Source organism: Psittacicella hinzii (assembly GCF_003585935.1).
GTDB lineage: Bacteria > Pseudomonadota > Gammaproteobacteria > Enterobacterales > Psittacicellaceae > Psittacicella > Psittacicella hinzii.
Window position 1 is genome coordinate 1 of sequence record NZ_NRJG01000092.1, and the last position, 21,268, is coordinate 21,268.

Below are 21,268 nucleotides of genomic sequence, written 5' to 3' on the forward strand. Positions count from 1 at the left end.
TAGTTACACCACTAAAACTTTATGTAAATTTAGTGAGCAACTTTTAATGTAACAACTTTAAAACTATAGTAATTTGAACTATAGTAACTTTAAACTATAGTTAAATAAACTTATTCACCAAGTTGTTTTTTGCTTTCAAAGTTGAGTTAACAAGTGTAAGCAATTGTTAATCCAGTAAGTAAAGATAAATACAGCAAGTAAATATAGCTTTTTGCACTTAAGGCTTAAACATTATTTACGCATTCCCTACGCAGTCGTTAACTGATCAGGTTCGACGGATTTAATCTCAGACATCACTTATTACTTTAAGTTTGCCACTCCGATGACGTAATTAATATAGCATAGAATTAAATATAGACCTTTAAAATCTATGAAATCTCTTTTAAAGTTACGAAAAGTGTGATCCATATCACACTTTTCGTAACCATTAATGGATTAATGGCTTTATCTCTTAATGGCTTTATCGCTTAATGTTTATTTCAGCTTAATGTTTATTACCTAAACTTCATCAATCCACAGTTCAGGTAAACCATCAGGTTTCACCATTTCATGTAACGCCCAATGTTCGATTTCGAGATCTTCACGTTCTTCAGGATCAGTTATCTCATCCCGTTTTGCCCAACGTTCATTGTGGAAATTCACAATGTACTCTGGACGATATTCTTCACTATAGTAGAACTTATCAAAATCAAATGATTCACGTCCATAAGAAAGCATTTGCTCTGGATCAGCATAGTTAAAACCAGCTATGGTTTTAGTAATAAATTCATAGCTAAAGAACTCTGGATCAATTAGCACTTCTGGCACATAATCGCACATCTTACTAAAATCTATATCCTTAACCGGTAAGCCTAGTTTAAGACTATTAATTAAGCGAGCTTTTTGTTCTTCGGTTTCATGCTTTTGATAGTGATAAAGCTTTTCCATGAAAAAGTGGAACGAATTTAAGAACACTTGATCATTATTCGCACTTGATTGCGGCTTAAATCTTGGTAATTCGAACGCTTGAGTTTTGCGACGTTTCTCTTCTTCGGTTCCATGCACGCCATTAATAATGCGCATTACATGCGGTGCCATCATGTCTAACTTGCTGAAGAAATGATCGTAACCATTTACCATGCTAAGAAACCAAGGTTCTTGCCCTTGTTGAGGTAAATCATTTTCACGTAAATCTTGCAGCACATTAGCTTTATATAACCAAGAATGAGTATAGCCTTTTTGCTTGTAATACAGTTGACTTTTTAGTACGGTATACTCAAGTAGCTTCGCACTATAAATATGATCCGCGTCAATTTTAAATACCCATGCTTTATCGTAATCACCGTTCTTTTGCGCAATGCGCTTTAAGTAGAGCATGGCATATTCTGAATAAGCATAGAGTAACCATAATTTATTTGTCGCCCCTGAGAAAATAATATCGTAGTAGCGCGGCATATTATGGAAAATCACCGGAAACGGATAACGTACTAATTTGTAACCTGGATTTTTAGCAACAAACTCTTGAGCAATGGCAAGTGAACCATCGTCGCTAATCCCAGGTAAAGGTTCGTTATAACAAATAATGCCTTTTTTAATATATGGCACAATTGACTCTAAGCAGCTTTTTAAGGTAATAGCTTCATTAGAAAAACGAATATAAGCATAGGGTTCAATTGGCTCACAATCGTAATATTCCACTAAGACTCGTAAGTCTTCTAGACTTGCAAACTTTGGAATATTCATTTCGAGATTTGACATAAATAAAATGAGAAATTGTTGGTTTAAGAGCTTAATCCTCTTAAACAGCGAGTAAGTTTTATCATCAATTCTAGGAAAGCTAAACTTGCTCTTGAGTTTAGTCCTAGACAAATAGAGGTAACTATTTAACTGTTACATTATACAACTTTTGTAAATTTAGGTATTTGTTAGACAAGAAAAAGTAGTCTGAGGTTTTGCAAATATCGTGCTAAAGATTCTACAAATAAGTTATCCACCACAAGAAAATTTAAAAGCCTTTAAAGTTTAACTTTAAAGGCTTTTAAAAAACTATTGTTTAGCGTTATTAACTGGAGCTTCTTGCGGAGCAATACTTACATCATTATGGTAAGTTTGATTGATTAAGTTCGCAAAAGTACCATTAGCATAAGCAAAGTAAACTGAACGATTCCAGTGCATGTACACTTTAAAGTTGTTCGATACTAAGTATGCTTGTTTAGGTTCATTAACCGGTACTACTAACCAGAATTGGGTATTTGCTTTAATTTTATCAGCATTTACCATGTAAGGTTGGTTCGCACTAGTTACAATACCTAGTTTTTTCCATTCGCTTAGAGTGCGAGATTCTTTAGTAATACCAATGTAATCTTTGTATTTACCTAAGTAATCCGCAAAACTCATATCAACTTTAATACCCCAAGGGAGATCTTTATTCCAACCCTCTTTATGGAGGTAATTAGCAATTGAGGCAAATGAGTCGATTACACTTAACCAGATATTAATCACACCGTCATCATTACCATCAGCACCATAAGTTAGGTATGACGTAGGCATAAACTGAATTTGACCTACAGCTCCAGCCCAAGATGATTTCATGTCATCTTTGTTAAAGCCGTTAATTTCCATTACACGTAAAGCATTAAAGAACTCACGCGTAAAGTAAACACGACGACGACCTTCATAAGCTAAACTTGCTAAAGTATCAAGTAAATTATAGCTTCCTTGAGTACGACCAAAATTCGATTCCATACCCCAAAGACCAACGATTACTTCACTTGGTACGCCATATTTAGCTGAAATCTTATCTAAAACCGGTTTGTAGTTCTTCAGTAAAGCAACCGCGCGATTTACTTTAGCTTGGCTAATGTGCATATTTAAGTAGTTGCGCATTAAGCTAGCTTCTTTAGGAGTTAAAGGCTTAGCTGGTTGCGTGGCTGTCGTATCTTTGCTTGTATCTTTGCTTGTACTTTTATTACGCTCGGTAATACGTTCGTATTGGTTACGGTCTGCACGTACTACACGTGGGTTAAACGTTAAAGTTTTTAATTGATTAAGTACTTGTTGATCAAAACCTTGTGCTTTAGCTTGAGCAATTAAGAAAGCAACGAACTCGTCCCAGTTTTCAGCATTTTCCATATACGGAATTTCCGTACGTGGAGTGTTGTCTGTAGTTAAAGGAACGGTTAGCGCTAAAGGGATTTTGCCATTATGCGCATAAGGGTTTTTAGTATTTAAACTCGTATTTGGATTATCTGCATTTGCAGCACATGCCCAAAGGCTTAAGCATGAAAGAGCTACGGCTACATTGGTGGAAATCTTTTTTAACATTACAGGTTTAATTAACATGAGAATTAAAAAATAGAGGTTTGTTACCTTGATAAGCTCTGTTATCAATTTATCGGCATTTAAAATCTGGGATACTCTCGAAAAATTTAGCTCTTAAGCTAAATTTTGTAGTCTTCTATTATACTAAATTTCATTTTTTACATAAAAAAAGCTCGCTTACGCGAGCTTGATTTTTCTAGATTTAGCCAAAAAATATCAAACGAAAAACATTTTTCAGCACGAACAAACATAAAGCAAAATTTACTCCTATCGAGTATTAAATTTGCTTGTTTTTTTTACTTTTTACGTTTAAGGCGTTGACCAGCTAGGGCTGAACCTTTACGTTCATATAGTCCACGACTAGTTTTACCTCGAGTTTTAGCCAACTCTTCAGCACTTGGCATTACAAAGGCTTCACCTTTAGCCGCAATTGAAGCTTGTAACTCTTGTTCTTGCTTTTCAGCTGCAGTAAGGTATTTTTTAGCTGTTGGACCTTTGGCAGCTAAAGGATTACGATACATTGGCTGATGGGCAATATGAGTTACAACTTTTTTCTCGACTACTTGTTCTGGAGCAAGATCTTGCGTGAACTGACGATCAATTGCAGCTTGCAGTTCTTCCTCTTTAGCTTGATGTTCAGCAATTTCGTACTCAAATTGAATTTTGTGTACTTGCGTATCTAAGCTTTGACGGAACTTGAGATCAGTCGATGGTTCATGCTCCCCAGCTCCTGGTAAGAGATCATTAACTGCATTTAGATCTAAGTCTTCGGCTAAGGAGATTGAGGCTGGAGTTTCTCCTACAGCTTGCTCATTAGCGCTTACGTTCTGCTCTTTATCTGCAGCTACCTCCACTTTACGTGGACGACCGCGGCGTTTTGCTTTTACGACTTGTGTCTGATCAGCATCTGCTGCAGTTTGCTCGGCAACTGTAGTTACACTTTGTTTAGCCGCTAACTCACTAGCAACCTCAACAACTTCTTTAGTAGTGTCGTGCGTTACTTCTGCTCGCGGATTATGCACTTGCGAAGCAAAAGTCCCTTTACCGGTCGCAACTTTACGGTTTGCAGCATTTTCACTACGGGCATAAGAACTAGCTGCATCTTGGAGATACACTTGTTGCGCGCTTAGTTTCTCTTTACTCATAATGATATTAAGCACTTGCGCTAAGACTTTAATTTGTTCAATATCATCTAAAGGTAAGCGCTTAATGGTTAAAGAATTCGGACTAGCAACAAATGAACCAGGATGTTTAGTTACTAACGCAAATAAGGCATCACCGTTTATATATTGGGTCGAACTAAAGTTAATCACAATTTTTTGACGATCACCAATAATCGACACTAAATCGGTATCTTGATAACGTAAACGTAGTTTATTAAGCATAAATAACGCACGTACTGATTTAGGTAAATTACCAAAGTTCTCAATCATACTATTAGCAATTTCGTCTAATTGGAACTCGGAAGTGGCTGCACTTATTTGACGATAGTAGAACACACGTAGGTTAGCCGCATGGATATAAGCATCAGGAATAATCGTAACTATGTTAAGCTCAAGATCAATACGTTTATCCATTAGGTTATCTAAATTGAGTTCTTGCTGACGACGCAGTTGTTTAACTGCGTTTTGCAGCATACTCATATACAGACTATAACCTATGGTATCAACTTTACCTGATTGGTTATCCCCTAAAATTTCACCAGCACCACGGATTTCTAGGTCATGGGTCGCCAGAATATAACCTGCCCCTAAAGAATCTATATCAATTAAGGATTTAAGACGTAAGTTGGCATCATCGTTAAGGTTATTCACACTAGGAACAACTAAATAGGCATAGGCTTGACGAAACGAACGTCCCACTCGTCCCCTTAATTGGTGCAGCTGTGCCATACCAAAGTTTTGCGCATTATTAATAATAATGGTATTGGCATTAGGCACGTCAATCCCTGTTTCAATGATGGTTGAACATACAAGCACGTTATAACGTTGGTTATGGAAACCTAACATTACCTCTTCGAGTTGTCCTTTTGCCATTTGCCCGTTTCCGGCAACTACTCGCGCATGAGGCACTAGTTCACGTAAGCGCGTGACAATAGTGTTCATAGTACCTATATCATTATGGATAAAGAATACTTGTCCCCCACGTTGGAGCTCACGGTTAATAGCATCACGAATAATGTCTTCGTCAGCCATATTAACCATTTTAGTGATAATCGACAGACGATTTGGTGGTGCAGTCGCAATTAAAGAAATATTCCTAAAACCATTAAGCGCTAAGTTTAAGGTACGTGGAATTGGCGTTGCCGTCATCGTAATCACGTCAATATTAGCTTTAAGGGCTTTAATGGTTTCTTTTTGCTTCACCCCAAACTGGTGTTCTTCGTCAATAATTAGTAAACCTAGATCTTTGAACTTAGTGCGTTTTTGTAATAGTGCGTGCGTACCGATTACAATATCAACTAAACCTTGTTCTAAACGATCAAGAGTACGATTATTTTCGGTAGCGGTATTAAATGAACTTAACAGTTCAATATTTGCCCCCGTATGCGCAAAACGATCTCTAAAACTTTCGAAATGTTGTTTTGCTAAAAGCGTAGTTGGCACAAGAATTGCTACTTGTTTAGCATTGGTAATAGCTACAAAGGCTGCACGCATAGCAATCTCGGTTTTCCCAAAACCTACGTCCCCACAAATCAGACGATCCATTTTCTTTTCACTCATCATATCATCGAGTACTTGTTGAATGGTCGCATACTGATCTGGAGTTTCTTCATATCTAAAATGCGAGACAAAGTCGTCGTACATTTCTTGATATAAGGTATAAGCAAAACCTTTTTCGAGTTCACGGCGACTTTGCACTTCTAAGAGTTCTGAAGCTAAGTCACGAATTGAAGCTAAAGCCGCTTCACGCTGTTTTAACCAACGTTTAGCCGCACGACCGGATACGGCTGAAAGTAAACGCGGATCTAAATCTGGATCTATTTGATGACTATAGATGCTTAGTAAGTGCAGATCACGTACAGGTACAGACAGTTTCGTATCACTAAACTCAAGTTCGAGCATTTCTTCAGGAAAACCTGGAGTGTACTCGTAAGTTTTTAAACCTAAATAGCGACATATCCCATGCGCTTGGTGTACGAGTAATTGTCCAGGACGTAACTCAAGTAAGCCTTGAATTACTTGGGTTGCATTCTTTTGCTTAGTACGAGCGAGCGTACGTGAACGTACTTGGAACGAACCAAGAACATCTTGTTCAGAAAGCACTACATAAGCAGTTTTATCTTCTTCACTATAGTAAGCAAAACCAGAACGTAAAGATGAAACCACACAAGCAAGTTCAACCGCTTGACGCTCGGCTGCTGGATTCTCTTTAGCAGCACTCATTAAAGCGCGATTCGCTCGTGCTTGACCGGTAAAAGGCTTATAAGCTTGACTAAATTGTAGAGCCGTACTAATTACTTGATCAGGCTGTTCAATAAACTTAAACGGTAATTCTTCGACTAAGTCATAGAACGGATTAATGCGCCCTTGATTAGCTACGGTGAGGGTAATTTGCACGCGACTAAAATTAGCTTTAAGTTTACGAATAAACTGCACTAATTTAATTAGTTGGTGATTGGTATTAATTTTAGGCGCAAAGAGTGATTTTAGGGTTAACTGATTCGCTTGTTGTAAAAACTCAAGCGTGCGATCACCCATAATTGGCTGATTGTAACGATTTAAGCCTAAAGTAATTAATTGTTCTTTTTCTGAATAATTAAATCTTTGCTCAACCGTTTGCTCATCATTAGTTGCGGCTACAGTATTACCAACGTAGGTCTGCTGTAAATTATCGAGCGGTAAAAAGGCACTTGTATGTTCGGCTTGCCAGCTTAATTGTTGTGTATTAAACTCTTTATCAGCAGCCTCAAAGTTTAAGTTAGTTTTAAGAGCTTGTTGATTCGTATTCGCTTGACTAACTGAGATTACCGGCACCCCTGCTGCCGCTTGTTTAGCTAGAGTAGTAAAGTAATCTTCATACTCAATCACTTGAGCACGAGCTCGTAATTGACTAAATAGCTCGTCGGCATTGAGGTATAAATCCGTAACTCGCATTGGTGGCCAAGTACGACTACCCTCACGTTCATGATAACGATGAGTATTATCAGCTAAAAATAACTCAGCTTGTTGCTGGTAGCCGCTAAAGTACACTACTTGCGTATGGGATGATTTAAGGTAATCAGCTAGACTTGATAAAGGCTGATTAAAAAGCAGCGGTAAATAGTATTGTACACCTTGAGCAATAATACCCGAATTTAAGAGCTCATAAACCGAGTTACTATCAATTGAAATACGCTGATTAAAGTATTTAACAAAGTTTTGTAGGAAGTTATGACGTCCTACTTCATCGATTGGATATTCAGAACCATGGTTAATAGCAATTTGTTCTGTTTCGCCAATTACTTGTTGCGTTTCTGGATCGAATTGACGAATACGTTCAATTTCGTCTTCGAAAAAACTTATACGAAACGGAAAAGTTGCTCCCATGGGAAAGAAGTTAATATTACGTCCGGCAAGAGTAAACTCACCAGGTTCATATACTACTTCCACTTGACGATAACCAGCTGTTTCTAAATCAGCTACAACTTGCTCTTTACTACGTTGTTGTCCTACTGCATAGTTCGTTGTTGAGACTAAATAATTACTCGGACTTAAACGATGTAAGGCTGTAGGTAAAGAGATAATGTAAATCCCAGGTTGAGCTGTACCTAAAGCTTGTAAAAACGCAATGCGCTCTGAAACTATATGTGCACTCGGATTGAACTGGTCGTAAGCTAGAGTTCCCCAGTCTGGGCATAAATACACTGGATAATAACCTTGCTCGCGTGTCCCTGCTAATTCACTTAAAATGGTATATAAATATTCTGCTTGATTATTACTATTAGCAATTACTACTAACTGACCATCTGCAGGAGCTTGCGCTAGTAACTCCAGCATTTGTTGTTGCACTAAAAAAGGAATGGCACTTTCGACCACTCGAGCAATTTTAGGTGTTTGGCTAAACGATAGGTTAAATGGTAAACCTAAAGTTTGTAACAGTTTGTTGTTTGTTGATAAAGTCATATTGCAATTAGTTATAAAAATTTAAGAGCACGAGCTTTGCCCCCAAACATATTTATGTTTGGGGGATTAGCTTAAAACAGACGTTTAGCAAGTTTATCAATAAAGAAGAACTTAGCTCGACGTAAGGTTTGTTTTACACGTACTGGATAATCTTTAGTTTGTTCAATTTGGGTATAAGATGTGAGTTTGGTCACATGCTGGAGCATAAACTGAGTTTCAGTTGCTACTTTGCTCTCTAATTGTTTGTATGGATCATAAACAATTAGCGCATTCTCGGCATCTATATTGAACGAACGTTGATTAAGGTTCGAACCTGTCCAAATATGAACAGTGCTATCGATTTCGAGTCCTTTAGCATGGTATGAGTTTGTATCGTGTTTCCAAGCAAATACTTCTAAAGAACCATTATTAATTAAATCTTGGTTTTTGAGTAAAAACTTACGCAGATTTAATTCATAGAGATAAGGTAAAGAGTTTGCCGAAGTGTAATTCTCTTGTTGCGGATCGGCATAGAAGTCGTTTGCCACTTTGTCCGATAGGACAATACGCACTTTTACTCCTTTTTTGCATTGACTAATTAAATGCTTAGTTAATTTCTTATTGAAATTAAAGTACGGAGTATAAATGTTTATATTGTGACGCGCCATATCTATGGCATCAAAAATAGCTTGGTTAAGCGGATTATTTTTACCAATGCCAAATACAGGCGTAATCATAACTGCACCAGGTACAAGGTTATGAGCACGATTAGTTTGGCTTGAAGCTACTTGTTGATATTGTAATTGGTTGCTAGCAAGAACTTGTTGTCTAAACTTTCTAAAAATAGCGCGCTGTGCTTTATCTGGTTTAGCCGCTAATTTCTGACTAAATACTTGAATGGCACTTGCGGCTTGGCTGGCTAAAGCTGATGGTGCTAAATCTGCAGGTAGTTCACTTGCAAAGTTAGTCATCACAAAGTTATAAAAAGCGGTCGCTAAATCTTGATCGACAATTACTTGATAGCGATCTTGACGATAAGTTTTGTATGCGCAATAGTTATTATTAATCGAAGCTCCAGAATAAAGTAAAGTGTTATCAAACACATAACCTTTTACGTGGTAAACCCCAAATAACTCTAAAGCATTACAAGGTACGCCATGAATATTAATTGGATTGCGCGCTAGCTGATGTTGCGCTACTAAATCTTGGTTTAGTTGAGACAGTTGCTTAAAATACCATGCGGCATTTGTTTGGCACTTTTGTTCACCCATACGTGATCTTTGTGCCCGATGTAAATCCATAAAAATATCAACATGTAGATATGGATTTTGTTTAACAGCAGCAATCAGTGCGTCCATAATAACTTGTCCGCTCTCATCGTTCTCGAGATATAAACAGTTCATGAGAATGCGCTGTTTAGCATTACTAATTAACTCAACTAGTTTTTGTTGGTATTGCTCGGGATGAAGCAGAAAGCTAATATTTGCTGCGTCAACAATGTATCCTTGATTGATCAAAGTATTTAACATTGCTGTGGCCTATAAAATAGTGTAGAAAAATAATTTATGTTCACTCTGAGGGTCTAAGAACATAATACTGACAAAAATAAAAATTAAAGTTTAAGAGGATAAACGCTAGGCAAATAGCAGAAAAAACTTTCGTAGTTCTTAGCATCTGCTATTGGTTAAATCGCTGCGTTTAATCATGGATCTTAAATCCATGCCTCATAAAAATTACATGTATTCTGCGCACCTCAAAAACCGAGGTACTAAGTATTTATTTTACTACATTTAACCCTTATAAGGTAAATTTTCGTAGTAAAGACAAGCCTGAATTAGCTAAATTAAGCCGCCTATTTATGCGTATTCAGATTTAAACAAGTTAAGACAAGATTGGGCAATTACGACTGAATCGGCTTTAAAAGCTTTAAGAGGATATTGCTTAGTCGCATACAGAGTTGCTAAATAAGTTAAATTATGAGCCATTGCAGGGTTGCTCATAAGTAACGAACTGATTTGAACGACTAAAGCTTTAAGACGTAAGCCTGCAGAACTGTTAGAAGTGTAATAACTAGTTATTTGTTCTAAGATAACTTCCAAATCTGCGGAAGTTTGACATGGATAAGTAGCATAGGCTTGTACTTGAGCACTAGAGTAGTTATCTGCTAGATTAAGTAAGTGCGGTTTATTACTACTTGAGTTATTAATACTAGAGTTATGATTACTTATTAGCAGCTCTTGAGCTAGATTAGATGATGCACGCAGGTTAGATAACTCTGTATAAAGCTGCACGATAGAATTATGTAAAGAAGCATAAGCTTCAAGACAAATCTGATTTTCTTTATCACATGTCCAAAAGAGCAACTGATTTACTTGTCCTGTTGTTTTATTTAAGCCTCTAGATAACCATAAAGGTTTAAAGCCTAAATCCTGCCAAAATCTAGCTAAGCCTTGCGCATAACTATACATTACTGCTAGGTAAGAGTATTTTTGCTGCACAAAAGCTACGAGCTCTTGCGCTAAACCACTATTACGATATACAGGATGAACAAAAATCCGACTTATACGCATAGCACCAACCTCTAGTGCTTGTGGTTTAAAACCATAATGAGTTACTAAGGTTTGTAATGCCATATTACCTGGAGGTAAACGAGTACCTTGGCATACAGCTGGATATAAGTCACTAAAGTATGTTTGATCTAGATGTTCAGGAATTAAATGCACTCCCGCAATCAGTTGCTCATCTACATATACTCCATAGAGTTCTTGTTCTAAATCTAAAGCAGTTGCAAAATCTTGCACTTGCGCACGATAATGTGTCAGGTAAGCAAGAGCAAAAAACTCTTGTTTTTGCTTAAAGGTAGTTAGTTTCTCAATTCTGTAATCTACTGGCAGCTTACGCTTGTAATCTACTAGCTGTTTATGAGCACCTAATAAAGATAAGTCTCTATTTTGTTGTTTAGAGGAGTCTACAACTACATTATTTGCTTGAAACTCGGCTACAACTAAAGGCTCACAAGTTTGCCCTACTTTATAAACGCTTAGCTGTTTATTTTGCAGACCATAAGTTAGCGTAAAAGAAATCAGTTCGGCAATGCTCGTTTGTCCAGCAAGGAGTTGGGCAGCTTGTTGGATGGAGTCTTGCTCTTGTCCTCTAAACTGTTTAGTTAACCAGTAAACATTTACTGGCACATCTGGTAACAGTTGCTCTAACTGCTGGATAAACTTATGCCAAAAACCTAAATTAGCTCCACTTTCATTACCATCTAAAGTAGTAGCTAGAACTAGCTGCGTAAATTTTTCTTGTTGCACAATCTGCGAGAGTAACCCTTGCGTAAAAGCTGCAGCTTCATCTATACACAATACCCCCTCTTCTAGAGAAGGATCTGGTTGCGCAGCTAATTCTGGTGCTAAGTAAAGAGCAGCAGTTTTGGCATAGACTTCACGTTTTTTTAGACTAGTAAGATAAACCGGAATCTTAGCTGCGCTTAATTGTTGCACATATTGCAACATTAAGGTGGTTTTACCCACCCCACGTGCGCCAAGCAGGATAGTAATTTGTTTCTTTTGCTGTAAAGTACTTTGTGTACTTAAGGTTTGTAATACTTGCGCATAAGCGGGATTTGCAGCTTGTTGCTCACCAGCGCTAAACTCTAACTCACTCTCTACTACAGGTTGGGGTTGATTTTTATCTTGGCTTGGTGAGGAAGCTAACGCTACACAAGTTTGATAAACATAAGCAGCATAACTATGAGCAGTTAATACCGCTGAAGCAAAATATAAATAAGCAGTAGCTCCAGAAGCTAAAGCTGGCAAACAATGTAAGAGGTTGTGTGCATGTAATTGTTTCTGCGCTAAGATAGGATTTACTTGTTGTAACTGTAAATCAGCTTCATTAAAGTAGTTATAGACCAAAGCACTAAAGTTATATCCCAGCAGAGTTTTAGTTTGCTCACGTTGACAAAGAATAATACGGAACGTCGCAACCAGTTGTTCATGCTCGAGAGCTTTATCTACTTTATAACTAGCTAAAACTTGTCCACTTAGATTTACCACTTGCACTTGTGTAAAAGCTAATTGCTGTTGAGTGCTTAAACTTTGGCAGACCGCCTCTAAGCTTATCGAGAGAAGTGGTAAAACCTCTGTAACCTCACGCACCACCCATAAAGCAGGTAGACTAATATCAGTAGCTCGCATTAGTTCGCTTAACTGTTGCTCAACTACAGCTCGCGCTGAACTTATATCTTTAACTTCGTTAGCGCTTTTATACTTTTCTTGTTGCTCTTCTAAGCTTTGTGATTTTATCTCTATCTTTACTTTTTCCGCTACAGTAGCTTGTTTAGTTATATGTCCTTTTTCAGCTATCACTCCTTTTTCAATCGTCTTTTCTTTTGCTACTTTTAGCTTTAGGTCTTGCTTTCCTACATTACTTTCTTTAAGTGCTTGGGCATTATTTGCCTTTGCTGCTGCATTAGTAAAGGTAGCATAATCTTGCACAATTAAATGTCGCGCTTGATAATTTTGTAAAGCTGATAATTTAGGTAATTCAGTCATAAATTAGACAAAGAAGAGATATAGAAGAGATTGAGAAGAAAACAGAGCTTTAACCTTTTAAACCAGCCCAAGGAGTAAAGGCTTCTTGCGGATAAGCAATATCTAATTGATCGAGAATACGCGCTACCGATTGATTAACAATATCATCGATCGTTTGCGGCTGATGATAAAAAGCAGGTACTAGAGGCATAATTTGTGCGCCATATTCAGCTACTTGGGTCATTAATCTTAAATGACCTAAATGTAATGGTGTTTCACGCACACACAGAATTAAACGACGACGTTCTTTTAAGTGCACATCCGCACAACGCGTAATTAAATCAGCGTCATAACTATTGGCGATCGCTGACAGAGTTTTAATTGAACATGGAACTACCACCATGCCCGTAGTTTTTACAGAACCAGAAGATAAGGCATTACCTATATCTTGATAGTTGTGAACATAATCAGCAAGAGCTTTTAATTCTGCTAAACTAATGTTAGTTTCTTGTTTGAGAGTTAATTGTCCAGCAGGGCTAATAATAAGATGGGTTTCCACATCTGGCACTAGTGCACAAAACTCTAAGAGGCGTTGGGCATAGATAATGCCAGTTGCTCCAGTAATGGCAATAACAAGTTTTTTCTTTTGCATAATAGTCTTTACTTTTTTTCTCATTATAACCTAAGAGCTAAGAGTTCTTAGGATAAAGACCTAAGTCTTAGCCATAGTTAAGAGAAAATAATTTTACACTTAAATCTTAAGCGCAGCAAGCCTTAACTAAGTGAGAAAAAGCTTTAAATCTACACACTAAATCTTCGGATTTGCAGTAAAAACATCTAAAGCATCATTTATTTTCCCTTAAAATAAGACTAGCTATTAAGTTAGTCCCCAAATTCATTTCTCTTCATAAGAGCTAGGCGCTCTTATAGACACGTATTTTTGCTTTATGTATATCCTTCTTAAATACAATAGTCTACCGGTTTGTCTTGACTTACTAAGTCAAATGTCGAATCACAAAGAAAAAAATAGTGCCATTACTCAATTGGCACTGCATGATCCTGAAGTATCAGGCATGAACTTACGTTGGTTAGAAAAAGGTTTAGCCAATACGGATATTTTTGTTACAGGTAATAGTTTATTACAACAACAAATCCGTGAACACATGCAACACTTACCTGGAGTAAGAGTGCAACCTAAGTTTTTCTCCTTACCACGTTTAATGAAATTAATTCAAACGCTCTTTTTGAAAAAACTTAACCAAAAAGAACTAAGTATTAAACAATTTAGTCCAACTCTAGCTCCTTTATTAAAAGGACGTTTTAAGAACTTTCTTGACCCTAATGGACAGTTAAATCTCTTACGTGAAGACTTAGAGATTACCTCTATTTCTAATCAAAAACTTCTGTGGTTAACAATCGAATATCTACAAAAAACAGATGATCCTTATGTTCAAGCTTTACTACAAAGTGCAGCTTTATATAAGGACAATTTGTTCCCCAACCTTAAAGAGCAAGAAAACCTTAAATCAGCCAACTACGTTGAAAACAACGTGTATTTTGTGGCTAAGACCTTAAACTCGTTTGCTTCAAAATTATACGGAGAGTATCCAGAGTTTATTCTTGATCTTATGTACGCGGATTTTGGCATTAGCGATGAGCAGCTGAGTAAAGGCGGACATATAACTCCTCGGCATGCTAATCAAAGTTTTAAAGACTTTATGCAAAAGCACTTTGTTGAAGCTGTACAAAACGATCTTGACCTACAATCACAAGTGCTCTTTATGCAACAGGTCGTGCATAAAACCTCTTCCTATGCCCTTGAACAATTAAGTCAACAAAGTACTAATTTTCGTGACACCAAAAAAGTTTACTTAACGCAATTAGAGGCTCTAACTCTAATTGCCGAGTCCGAGTTTGAAGCTACAGATAAAGATCAAGAACCAGAACACCCGCAACGTGTGTTTATTATTGACGCTAAAATCTACAGCCCGCGTGACTTAATCGTGCTGAAAAAAGTGGCTAAATATTGTCACTTTGATGTGCTGTATTTTGTGAATACAGTTACTCCGCATCTGTTTGCGACTATTCGTCGTAAAGAGTTTTTAAGTAATTGTTATGCCAACTTAAATCAGGCTGCAGATGCTTTTAGTAGTTATATTACGCACTACGCAACTCCAGTAGTTACAGGTAATGTTTACGCTAATCAAAACCTTTTAAGCTACTTAGGTTCAAGTTTAAAACGTTTACAACAAGCTTTCTTAACCCCAAGCGATTTACTCGAAACTGAAAATACTACTATCGAAGAATATAAATTCTCTGGGCAACAGTTTTTACTAGCTGACAAAGAACTAAGTCAAACTCCATTCTATGCCGAGTATGACATGTTCTTAAATCCACTTCTTGCAGGTAAAGATCATACCGAGCAACCTTTATACACGCAATTAGCAACTAATTGGCAAGGTCTATTTACACTTGCTTATCAACAAGCTCCGGTTTACCAAGCTTATGAACAAGCCATAAACATTGAACAAACTAATTTAAGCCCTGAGCAACAAGCGCAATATACTGCTAATAAAGTTTCAGCACTTTATCAACAAGTATTTACGAGCCTGCAAGGAGTTCATTATTTAGAGCAACTTGGGAAGTTAAGTCTGCAACAACCAAGCCTGTTACAACAAATCCAAGCGTCAATTGTTGAATATACTCCTTTTGATACGCAGCGTAAATATAAGTTCTTTAGTAATAACTATACTACTAATGAACAAATACAAGCTCCATATTTAGTGCATGCGCGCGGTGATGATTCATTTACGGTTGTACAAGCTCATTCGCGTCGTCGTGAACTAGAATTTGCGCATGACTTTATTTTGCGCCAAATTAGCCAAGAGCAAGCACTAGGTAATGAAATTAAGTTTAGTGATTTCTTAATTGTTGCGCCAAATATTGATACTTATAAAGCAACGATTGAGCAATTCTATGCGCAACTACAAGCTCCAGAGGGTAACGGACAAGAGCAAGAAGTTTACACCCAACTGAAACAACAAAATCAGTTAACGTTTATTCCGCCGTACCAAATCTTACTCAATAACTTACTAGAGCAAGAAGTTTCTAAACTCTGGGATTTTATCTTTAAACTAAAACTTAATGAGTTTAGTTATCAAGATTTACAATCTTGGTTAAGTTTTGCTGGTACACGTGAGTTATATAAACTTGAAGCTGATGACCATAAGTTTTTACATAACTTATTAAACAACCATCAAGTTAATGGACAAATGGGTTATGGCTATAATCCGTTACAAATTAATTATGCAGCAAGTAACTATCAGTTACCACTGCATAATCAAATAAGTGAACTGGCACATGCCGAGCAACAACAAGATTTACCATTATTAAACTATAACTCTTGGCAACATCTGCTGTTTCGCGCAAGTATGCAAAATAGCTTTACCCTTGACAAGCCAACCTTATTAACACCAGCAATCCCTTTACTTGCTAGTTCTCAAACCTCAGAACGTTTACATAAATTTACGAGCTTAATGCTAGATCTAAGTGAATATAGCAGTAAAGTTCATGCTTTACATACGGTTGAACAATGGGCTGATTTCTTTGGTGAAATTACTTATCGCTACTTAGCGCATAATGAAACCGCACGTAATCAAGCGCAAGCTATTTTACGCGAAATCAAAATTAAAGCGCGTCAAGCTGAAGCAAGTAATAAACTTGTCGATCGTTTTGTGTTTAAGGATATGCTAGCAAGTGTAGCTAAACGTATTAAAAGCGAATCTTTTAGTAATAACAAGCTCACCTTCGCGACCATGGCGCACACGAGTGGTTGTAGTTATAAATATGTAATTTGCTTAGGCTTAAATCATAATGATTTCCCAACGCAAAATACAGCTCAAGCCTTAGACTTTACGGATAAATTAAAAATCTGTAGTAACAATCCAAACAATTACAATCTCGGGCAACAAGACTTCTTAGAGCTTCTAACTAACACTCGTAAAAAACTAGTGCTAAGTTATATTGGTAAAGACGCGAAAGATAATGACCTACCAGCTTCAAGCATTCTCATGGATGTGGTAGATTTTATTAAAGCGAATTTAGTTTTACCAGCACACTATTTATATCCAGCGCAAAGCGCTAATTATGAAAGCATTGATTTAGTAAATTCTAATATCGTTGGAGATGATATTAAGCAAGCTGCTCCAGAAGTAGCCGCTTCACAAGTTAAACGAGCTCTGGCTACGGATTTATTAAGCAGCTTCTACTCTACTCCTAATGATGCAAGCTTTATTAAAACTCTCTCTTTAGGTTCATTTGCTCTACAAAATTACGGCTTAGCACACACACAATTACAAGCTAAAATTGCTCAACTTGTAACAAGAGAAGAAGCTAAAGAGGAAGATAGAGAGGAAGATAGAGGGAAAGTTAATCAGGACGCTAATCTAGACTATGATCAAAGCTCTAACTCATCTAAGACAGCAGTAGATAAACTTGCCCAAACTCTCTTACAGAGTGCGCAGCCAAGTTTTAATCAACTCTGGCAAAGAAAGAACAAAGCAAGCGTGTCTGCACAAGAGCTAGAACAACAAAAACAAGTTCAAGCACCAACCGAAAGTCTTGTTCAAGAACAAGCGCAAGGTCTAGCTCAAGAATCAACGCCTGTAGCTAAACAAAATTCGCTGAACTACGATGATCTGTCATCTTTATTAGATATCTATCAGCAAATCTTTAACTTAAGTCAGCAATACCAAGTGCTTACTTATCAAGAACAAGCTCCAATTAAAGCTAAGTTTATTGATGTTAGTCCAAAACAGTTACGAGATTTTGCTACTCCGACTTATGCAAGTGGAGCTGATTTTAAATCTATAACTCCAGATCAACGTATTCCAACCTTGCAAAAATTAACAATTTATCAAAACTCTGCAAGTAAGGATAGTATCTACGGCTTACCTGATTTTGAAAGTAGTTCTCTAAGTTTTGTTTTTTATGGACAAATCTTAGAACCACTAAAAACAGGTAAAACACCAGAGCAAATTAAGCAAGAACTAATTCTTAGTGGTGCGAAAGCGGTTAATAAGTATGTTAACAATAAGCAAGAGGACGAATTTGACATTCTCTTAGAAAAATATGCTGATTATTTACAACAAGGTAAGCCTATTACAGCATTAAAAACTTATCTTGAGCAAAGTAACCAAGCTATTGTTTTTCCGGAGGTTAGCCGTCATGAGCAAGTTACCGAGTATTTATACTACGCTGTAAATGCCGAGTTTTGTCATGCTTACTGTGACTTACTTGAACAACATCCAACACTAGCGCAACAGCAAATGCTCTATCAAGAGTTACAAACCATTAAACAAAGCCAAAAGGAAACAACACAACCTTTTGCTAATGTTTATTTACGTATCCCTGTTGAAATTAACTGTGTAGATGAACAAGTGTTCTTTTATAAGTTCACTAACCATGACAAGCTTATCGAGTACATTAAAAAGGAAAAACTGTTACGCTTAAACCCTAATCTTTTTAATCCTAAACTGTCAGATCTCTGTACTCTAGCGGCTGCGCATAAACATCCGCGGATTAAGCAAGCTACGCATCTCTGGTTTATCGATGCAAGTGAAAGTGTCAAAGCTGGAAAAGATACTACTCTAGGAGAAAATCTGTTTGTATACTACACGCAAAATCAAAACTTTTTTGCAAGTAAGGATCTATACGAGTTAATTCTTAGTTATCTGGCACAAATTAGTAGTTGGTACTTAGTTGGTCATAACCTCTTTTTACCATTTGCTACTAAATTTGAAGGACAATTTACTAAGAATAACATTTACTCTGTATATCTGATTAATCTTTTAAAAGAATGTTTTGCTTTAGAGAAGTATACCGACGAAGAACTAGTAAAACTGTTAAATGACTTTGTTCAGCAAACACAAACTATTGCTCTATATAAAACTCCATCTGATAAAGATGCAAGTTCTACGCAAGAAGAGCTGTTTACTAAAATCAAAGCTGGTTATCAGTTTGATTAATTAGCAGTTTGACTAATTAGCATTTTGATTAATTAGAAGTTAATTAGTTAAGAAAAAACGCAAAATAAATGCAGGAGTCGTAAAAAACTCCTGCTTTTTTTTTATGCATCTAAAAAGAGGCATGCCTTTGCATGCCCCTCTAGTAATCACTCTAATTTTAACCTAAGAATACAATATTCCTAGTTGCAATAGACTATGGCTTAATAAACCATAACCAAGCACGGTTTGCAAGACTAAGCAGCTTCCTCTGTTGGTAAAGGATATTTCTCACTTAATTCTTTATCGATTAAGTATAAACCTTGACCTTTTGCACCTACGATCGCAATTTTATTTAGCATTGAAGTTAAGAAAAACTCATCTGCATGTTGCGTAGATACTTGTGGTTCTAAGTTAGCATAAGTTGCAAAGTCTTTACTACTTAAGCATACATCTAACAGATTATTTAAATCAGCTTTATAACCTTTTTCCATTTCCGATACATAGACAAATAGATCTTCAATGTTATCAAACTCACGAATCCCTTCGTTAATTTGACCTAAGGTAGTTTCATAGCCACATTGATTTAAATATTCAATTTCAGCGTATACATTAGCTAAAGCTTTTTGTGATTGAGCTAAGAAGTAACCTTGTACTCCTTTTAAAGATAAATCTTGTGCCCAACCTGAAATATCTAAAAATAGATTTGAACGAAAATATTCTTGATTAATTTTTTCGTTTAATAGGTTTACGATATTTTGATTAATCATAATGGTCTCCTGATGTTGTAAGGTCTATTAGTGAAGATTCTCAATATCACGGTCTACGTAGTAAGTAGCAATACCATCTGTACCCGCAATCTCGAACTTAGCTAATACATCAGAGAATAATGATTCTTCTTCAACTTGCTCGTCTACGAACCATTGTAAGAAGTTGAAAGTTTTGTAATCGTTAGCTTCTTGTGCTACTTTTACACAGTTATTAATTAAACTGGTTACTAGTTTTTCGTGCTCGTAAGCTTGTTCTAATACATCTTTTAATGAGCTTACTTGTAAGTTTACAGCAGGTACAACACCTACGTGTGGACGCACATCATTGTCTTCTAAGTGATTCCAGATTTTTTTGAAGTGTTGATATTCTTCATCAGCATGACCTTTGAAGAAAGTTGCAGCACCTAATAAACCACGTGTACGACACCAGTTTGACATAACTAAGTAAATGTTAGAACTTTCTAGTTCTGCATTTAATTGTTTATTTAAAACATCAATTACAGATTGTTTTAACATATCTTAAGATCCTTATAGCTGAAAGAAAGTCCGCTGTATAACCTCAAGAAATTATGCTAAAGAATTTGCTCGAACGAGCAAAGATAATATTTACCCAGCAAATGCTTAGGGATAAATTCTTGAAAAGGTTATAAACAGCAAAGAATAATAATTGTTAAGGTCGGCTTTAATTTAAACTTATGACTTAAGCTTAATGACTTAAACTTTATATTTTTTAAGCTTTATGGCTTAAGTTTTATTATTTTTAAGCTTGATTATTTATTTACGCTTAATTTTTTATTTTTAGTTTTACTTTAACAACTATTAACAACTTTCTTATAAATGAGAAATAAATTTTAAGCTAAAGCCAAATTAGAGAGCATGTTAAATTCTAAATTAAATTTAAGTAAAACTTAAGTAACACTCATCAACTTGCTCTTAATTTACTAAGAGTAATCTTAGAGATTCTTTAGAACTTAAAGTTAGCTTGTTTGTTAATTCTATTATACGAGTTTAAAAGAGCTAAAAAAGCTAAGTGTACGTAAAAACAGCGATTTATTAGTTTAGAAAATCTTAAATATGAACTATTAGCATTAAATCCAAGGTTTGCTTGGTCTAATTGTTAATAATTAACATTAACAATTTAACGATTGCTAAAAATCAACCACTTAGATAAAAGAAAAATGTTATCAATTCCAAACTAACTTTACTTAATTGCAATTCTTAGAGCATTTATAACAAATTTAAAGCACAAAAAATGGAGAAGTCAATGACCTCTCCATAAAACTTTTTAATACTTTTAACCACTTAAGATTCACATCTTATACGCACATTATATACTAAAAATTAAGAAAATCAAATTTATTTATAAGATTTATCTATTTATAAATTTTATAAACTAAAGCTCTTAATTTTAGCCTAATTAAAACGTAAATAACTTTAGCCTAATTAAAAATTTTTACCAAATGAGCAGTGCCACAAAATGAGTAGAAATGTAATTAAGTAAAATTAAAACCTTTTAATTTTTACCTCTCAAGCGAATTAAAATTAATTCATCTGCATGTTCTTCAGAGATAAATCTATAA

General features: G+C 36.0%; 9 protein-coding genes. 1 reads left to right on the forward strand and 8 read right to left on the reverse strand.

The genetic code is table 11. The features are described 5' to 3' along the window. Positions 1–498: 498 nt before the first annotated feature. From CKF58_RS05115 to CKF58_RS05140, 6 genes are all read right to left on the reverse strand, one after another. The gene (locus CKF58_RS05115) at positions 499–1,737 is read right to left on the reverse strand and encodes a hypothetical protein (protein ID WP_119531635.1); all 1,239 of its coding nucleotides are present in this window, start codon (positions 1,735–1,737) and stop codon (positions 499–501) included. A 288-nt stretch (positions 1,738–2,025) separates the two neighbouring features. Further along, on the reverse strand, positions 2,026–3,321 hold the full coding sequence (locus CKF58_RS05120) for a lytic murein transglycosylase (RefSeq protein ID WP_119531637.1): 1,296 nt from the start codon (positions 3,319–3,321) through the stop codon (positions 2,026–2,028). A 275-nt stretch (positions 3,322–3,596) separates the two neighbouring features. Further along, positions 3,597–8,405 (reverse strand): transcription-repair coupling factor, encoded by a 4,809-nt coding sequence (locus CKF58_RS05125; protein WP_119531639.1) that lies wholly within the window; start codon positions 8,403–8,405, stop codon positions 3,597–3,599. 71 nt (positions 8,406–8,476) lie between these two features. Next, positions 8,477–9,913 (reverse strand): CDP-diacylglycerol--serine O-phosphatidyltransferase, encoded by a 1,437-nt coding sequence (gene pssA / locus CKF58_RS05130; protein ID WP_119531641.1) that lies wholly within the window; start codon positions 9,911–9,913, stop codon positions 8,477–8,479. Between the two features lie 327 nt (positions 9,914–10,240). Further along, complete coding sequence (locus tag CKF58_RS05135; protein ID WP_119531643.1) at positions 10,241–12,937, reverse strand: AAA family ATPase; 2,697 nt, start codon at positions 12,935–12,937, stop codon at positions 10,241–10,243. Between the two features lie 49 nt (positions 12,938–12,986). After that, a complete protein-coding gene (locus tag CKF58_RS05140) occupies positions 12,987–13,568 on the reverse strand; it encodes a UbiX family flavin prenyltransferase (RefSeq protein ID WP_119531645.1) in 582 nt (193 codons plus the stop codon). Positions 13,569–13,863: 295 nt separating this feature from the next. On the opposite strand from CKF58_RS05140, the gene CKF58_RS05145 reads away from it, so the two are divergent. Further along, positions 13,864–18,942 (forward strand): exodeoxyribonuclease V subunit gamma, encoded by a 5,079-nt coding sequence (locus CKF58_RS05145; protein WP_119531647.1) that lies wholly within the window; start codon positions 13,864–13,866, stop codon positions 18,940–18,942. A 233-nt stretch (positions 18,943–19,175) separates the two neighbouring features. Here CKF58_RS05145 and CKF58_RS05150 read toward each other — a convergent pair whose 3' ends face one another. Then, a complete protein-coding gene (locus tag CKF58_RS05150; protein ID WP_119531649.1) occupies positions 19,176–19,688 on the reverse strand; it encodes a ferritin in 513 nt (170 codons plus the stop codon). A gap of 27 nt (positions 19,689–19,715) precedes the next feature. Then, positions 19,716–20,204 (reverse strand): ferritin, encoded by a 489-nt coding sequence (locus CKF58_RS05155; RefSeq protein ID WP_119531651.1) that lies wholly within the window; start codon positions 20,202–20,204, stop codon positions 19,716–19,718. Positions 20,205–21,268 lie beyond the last annotated feature (1,064 nt).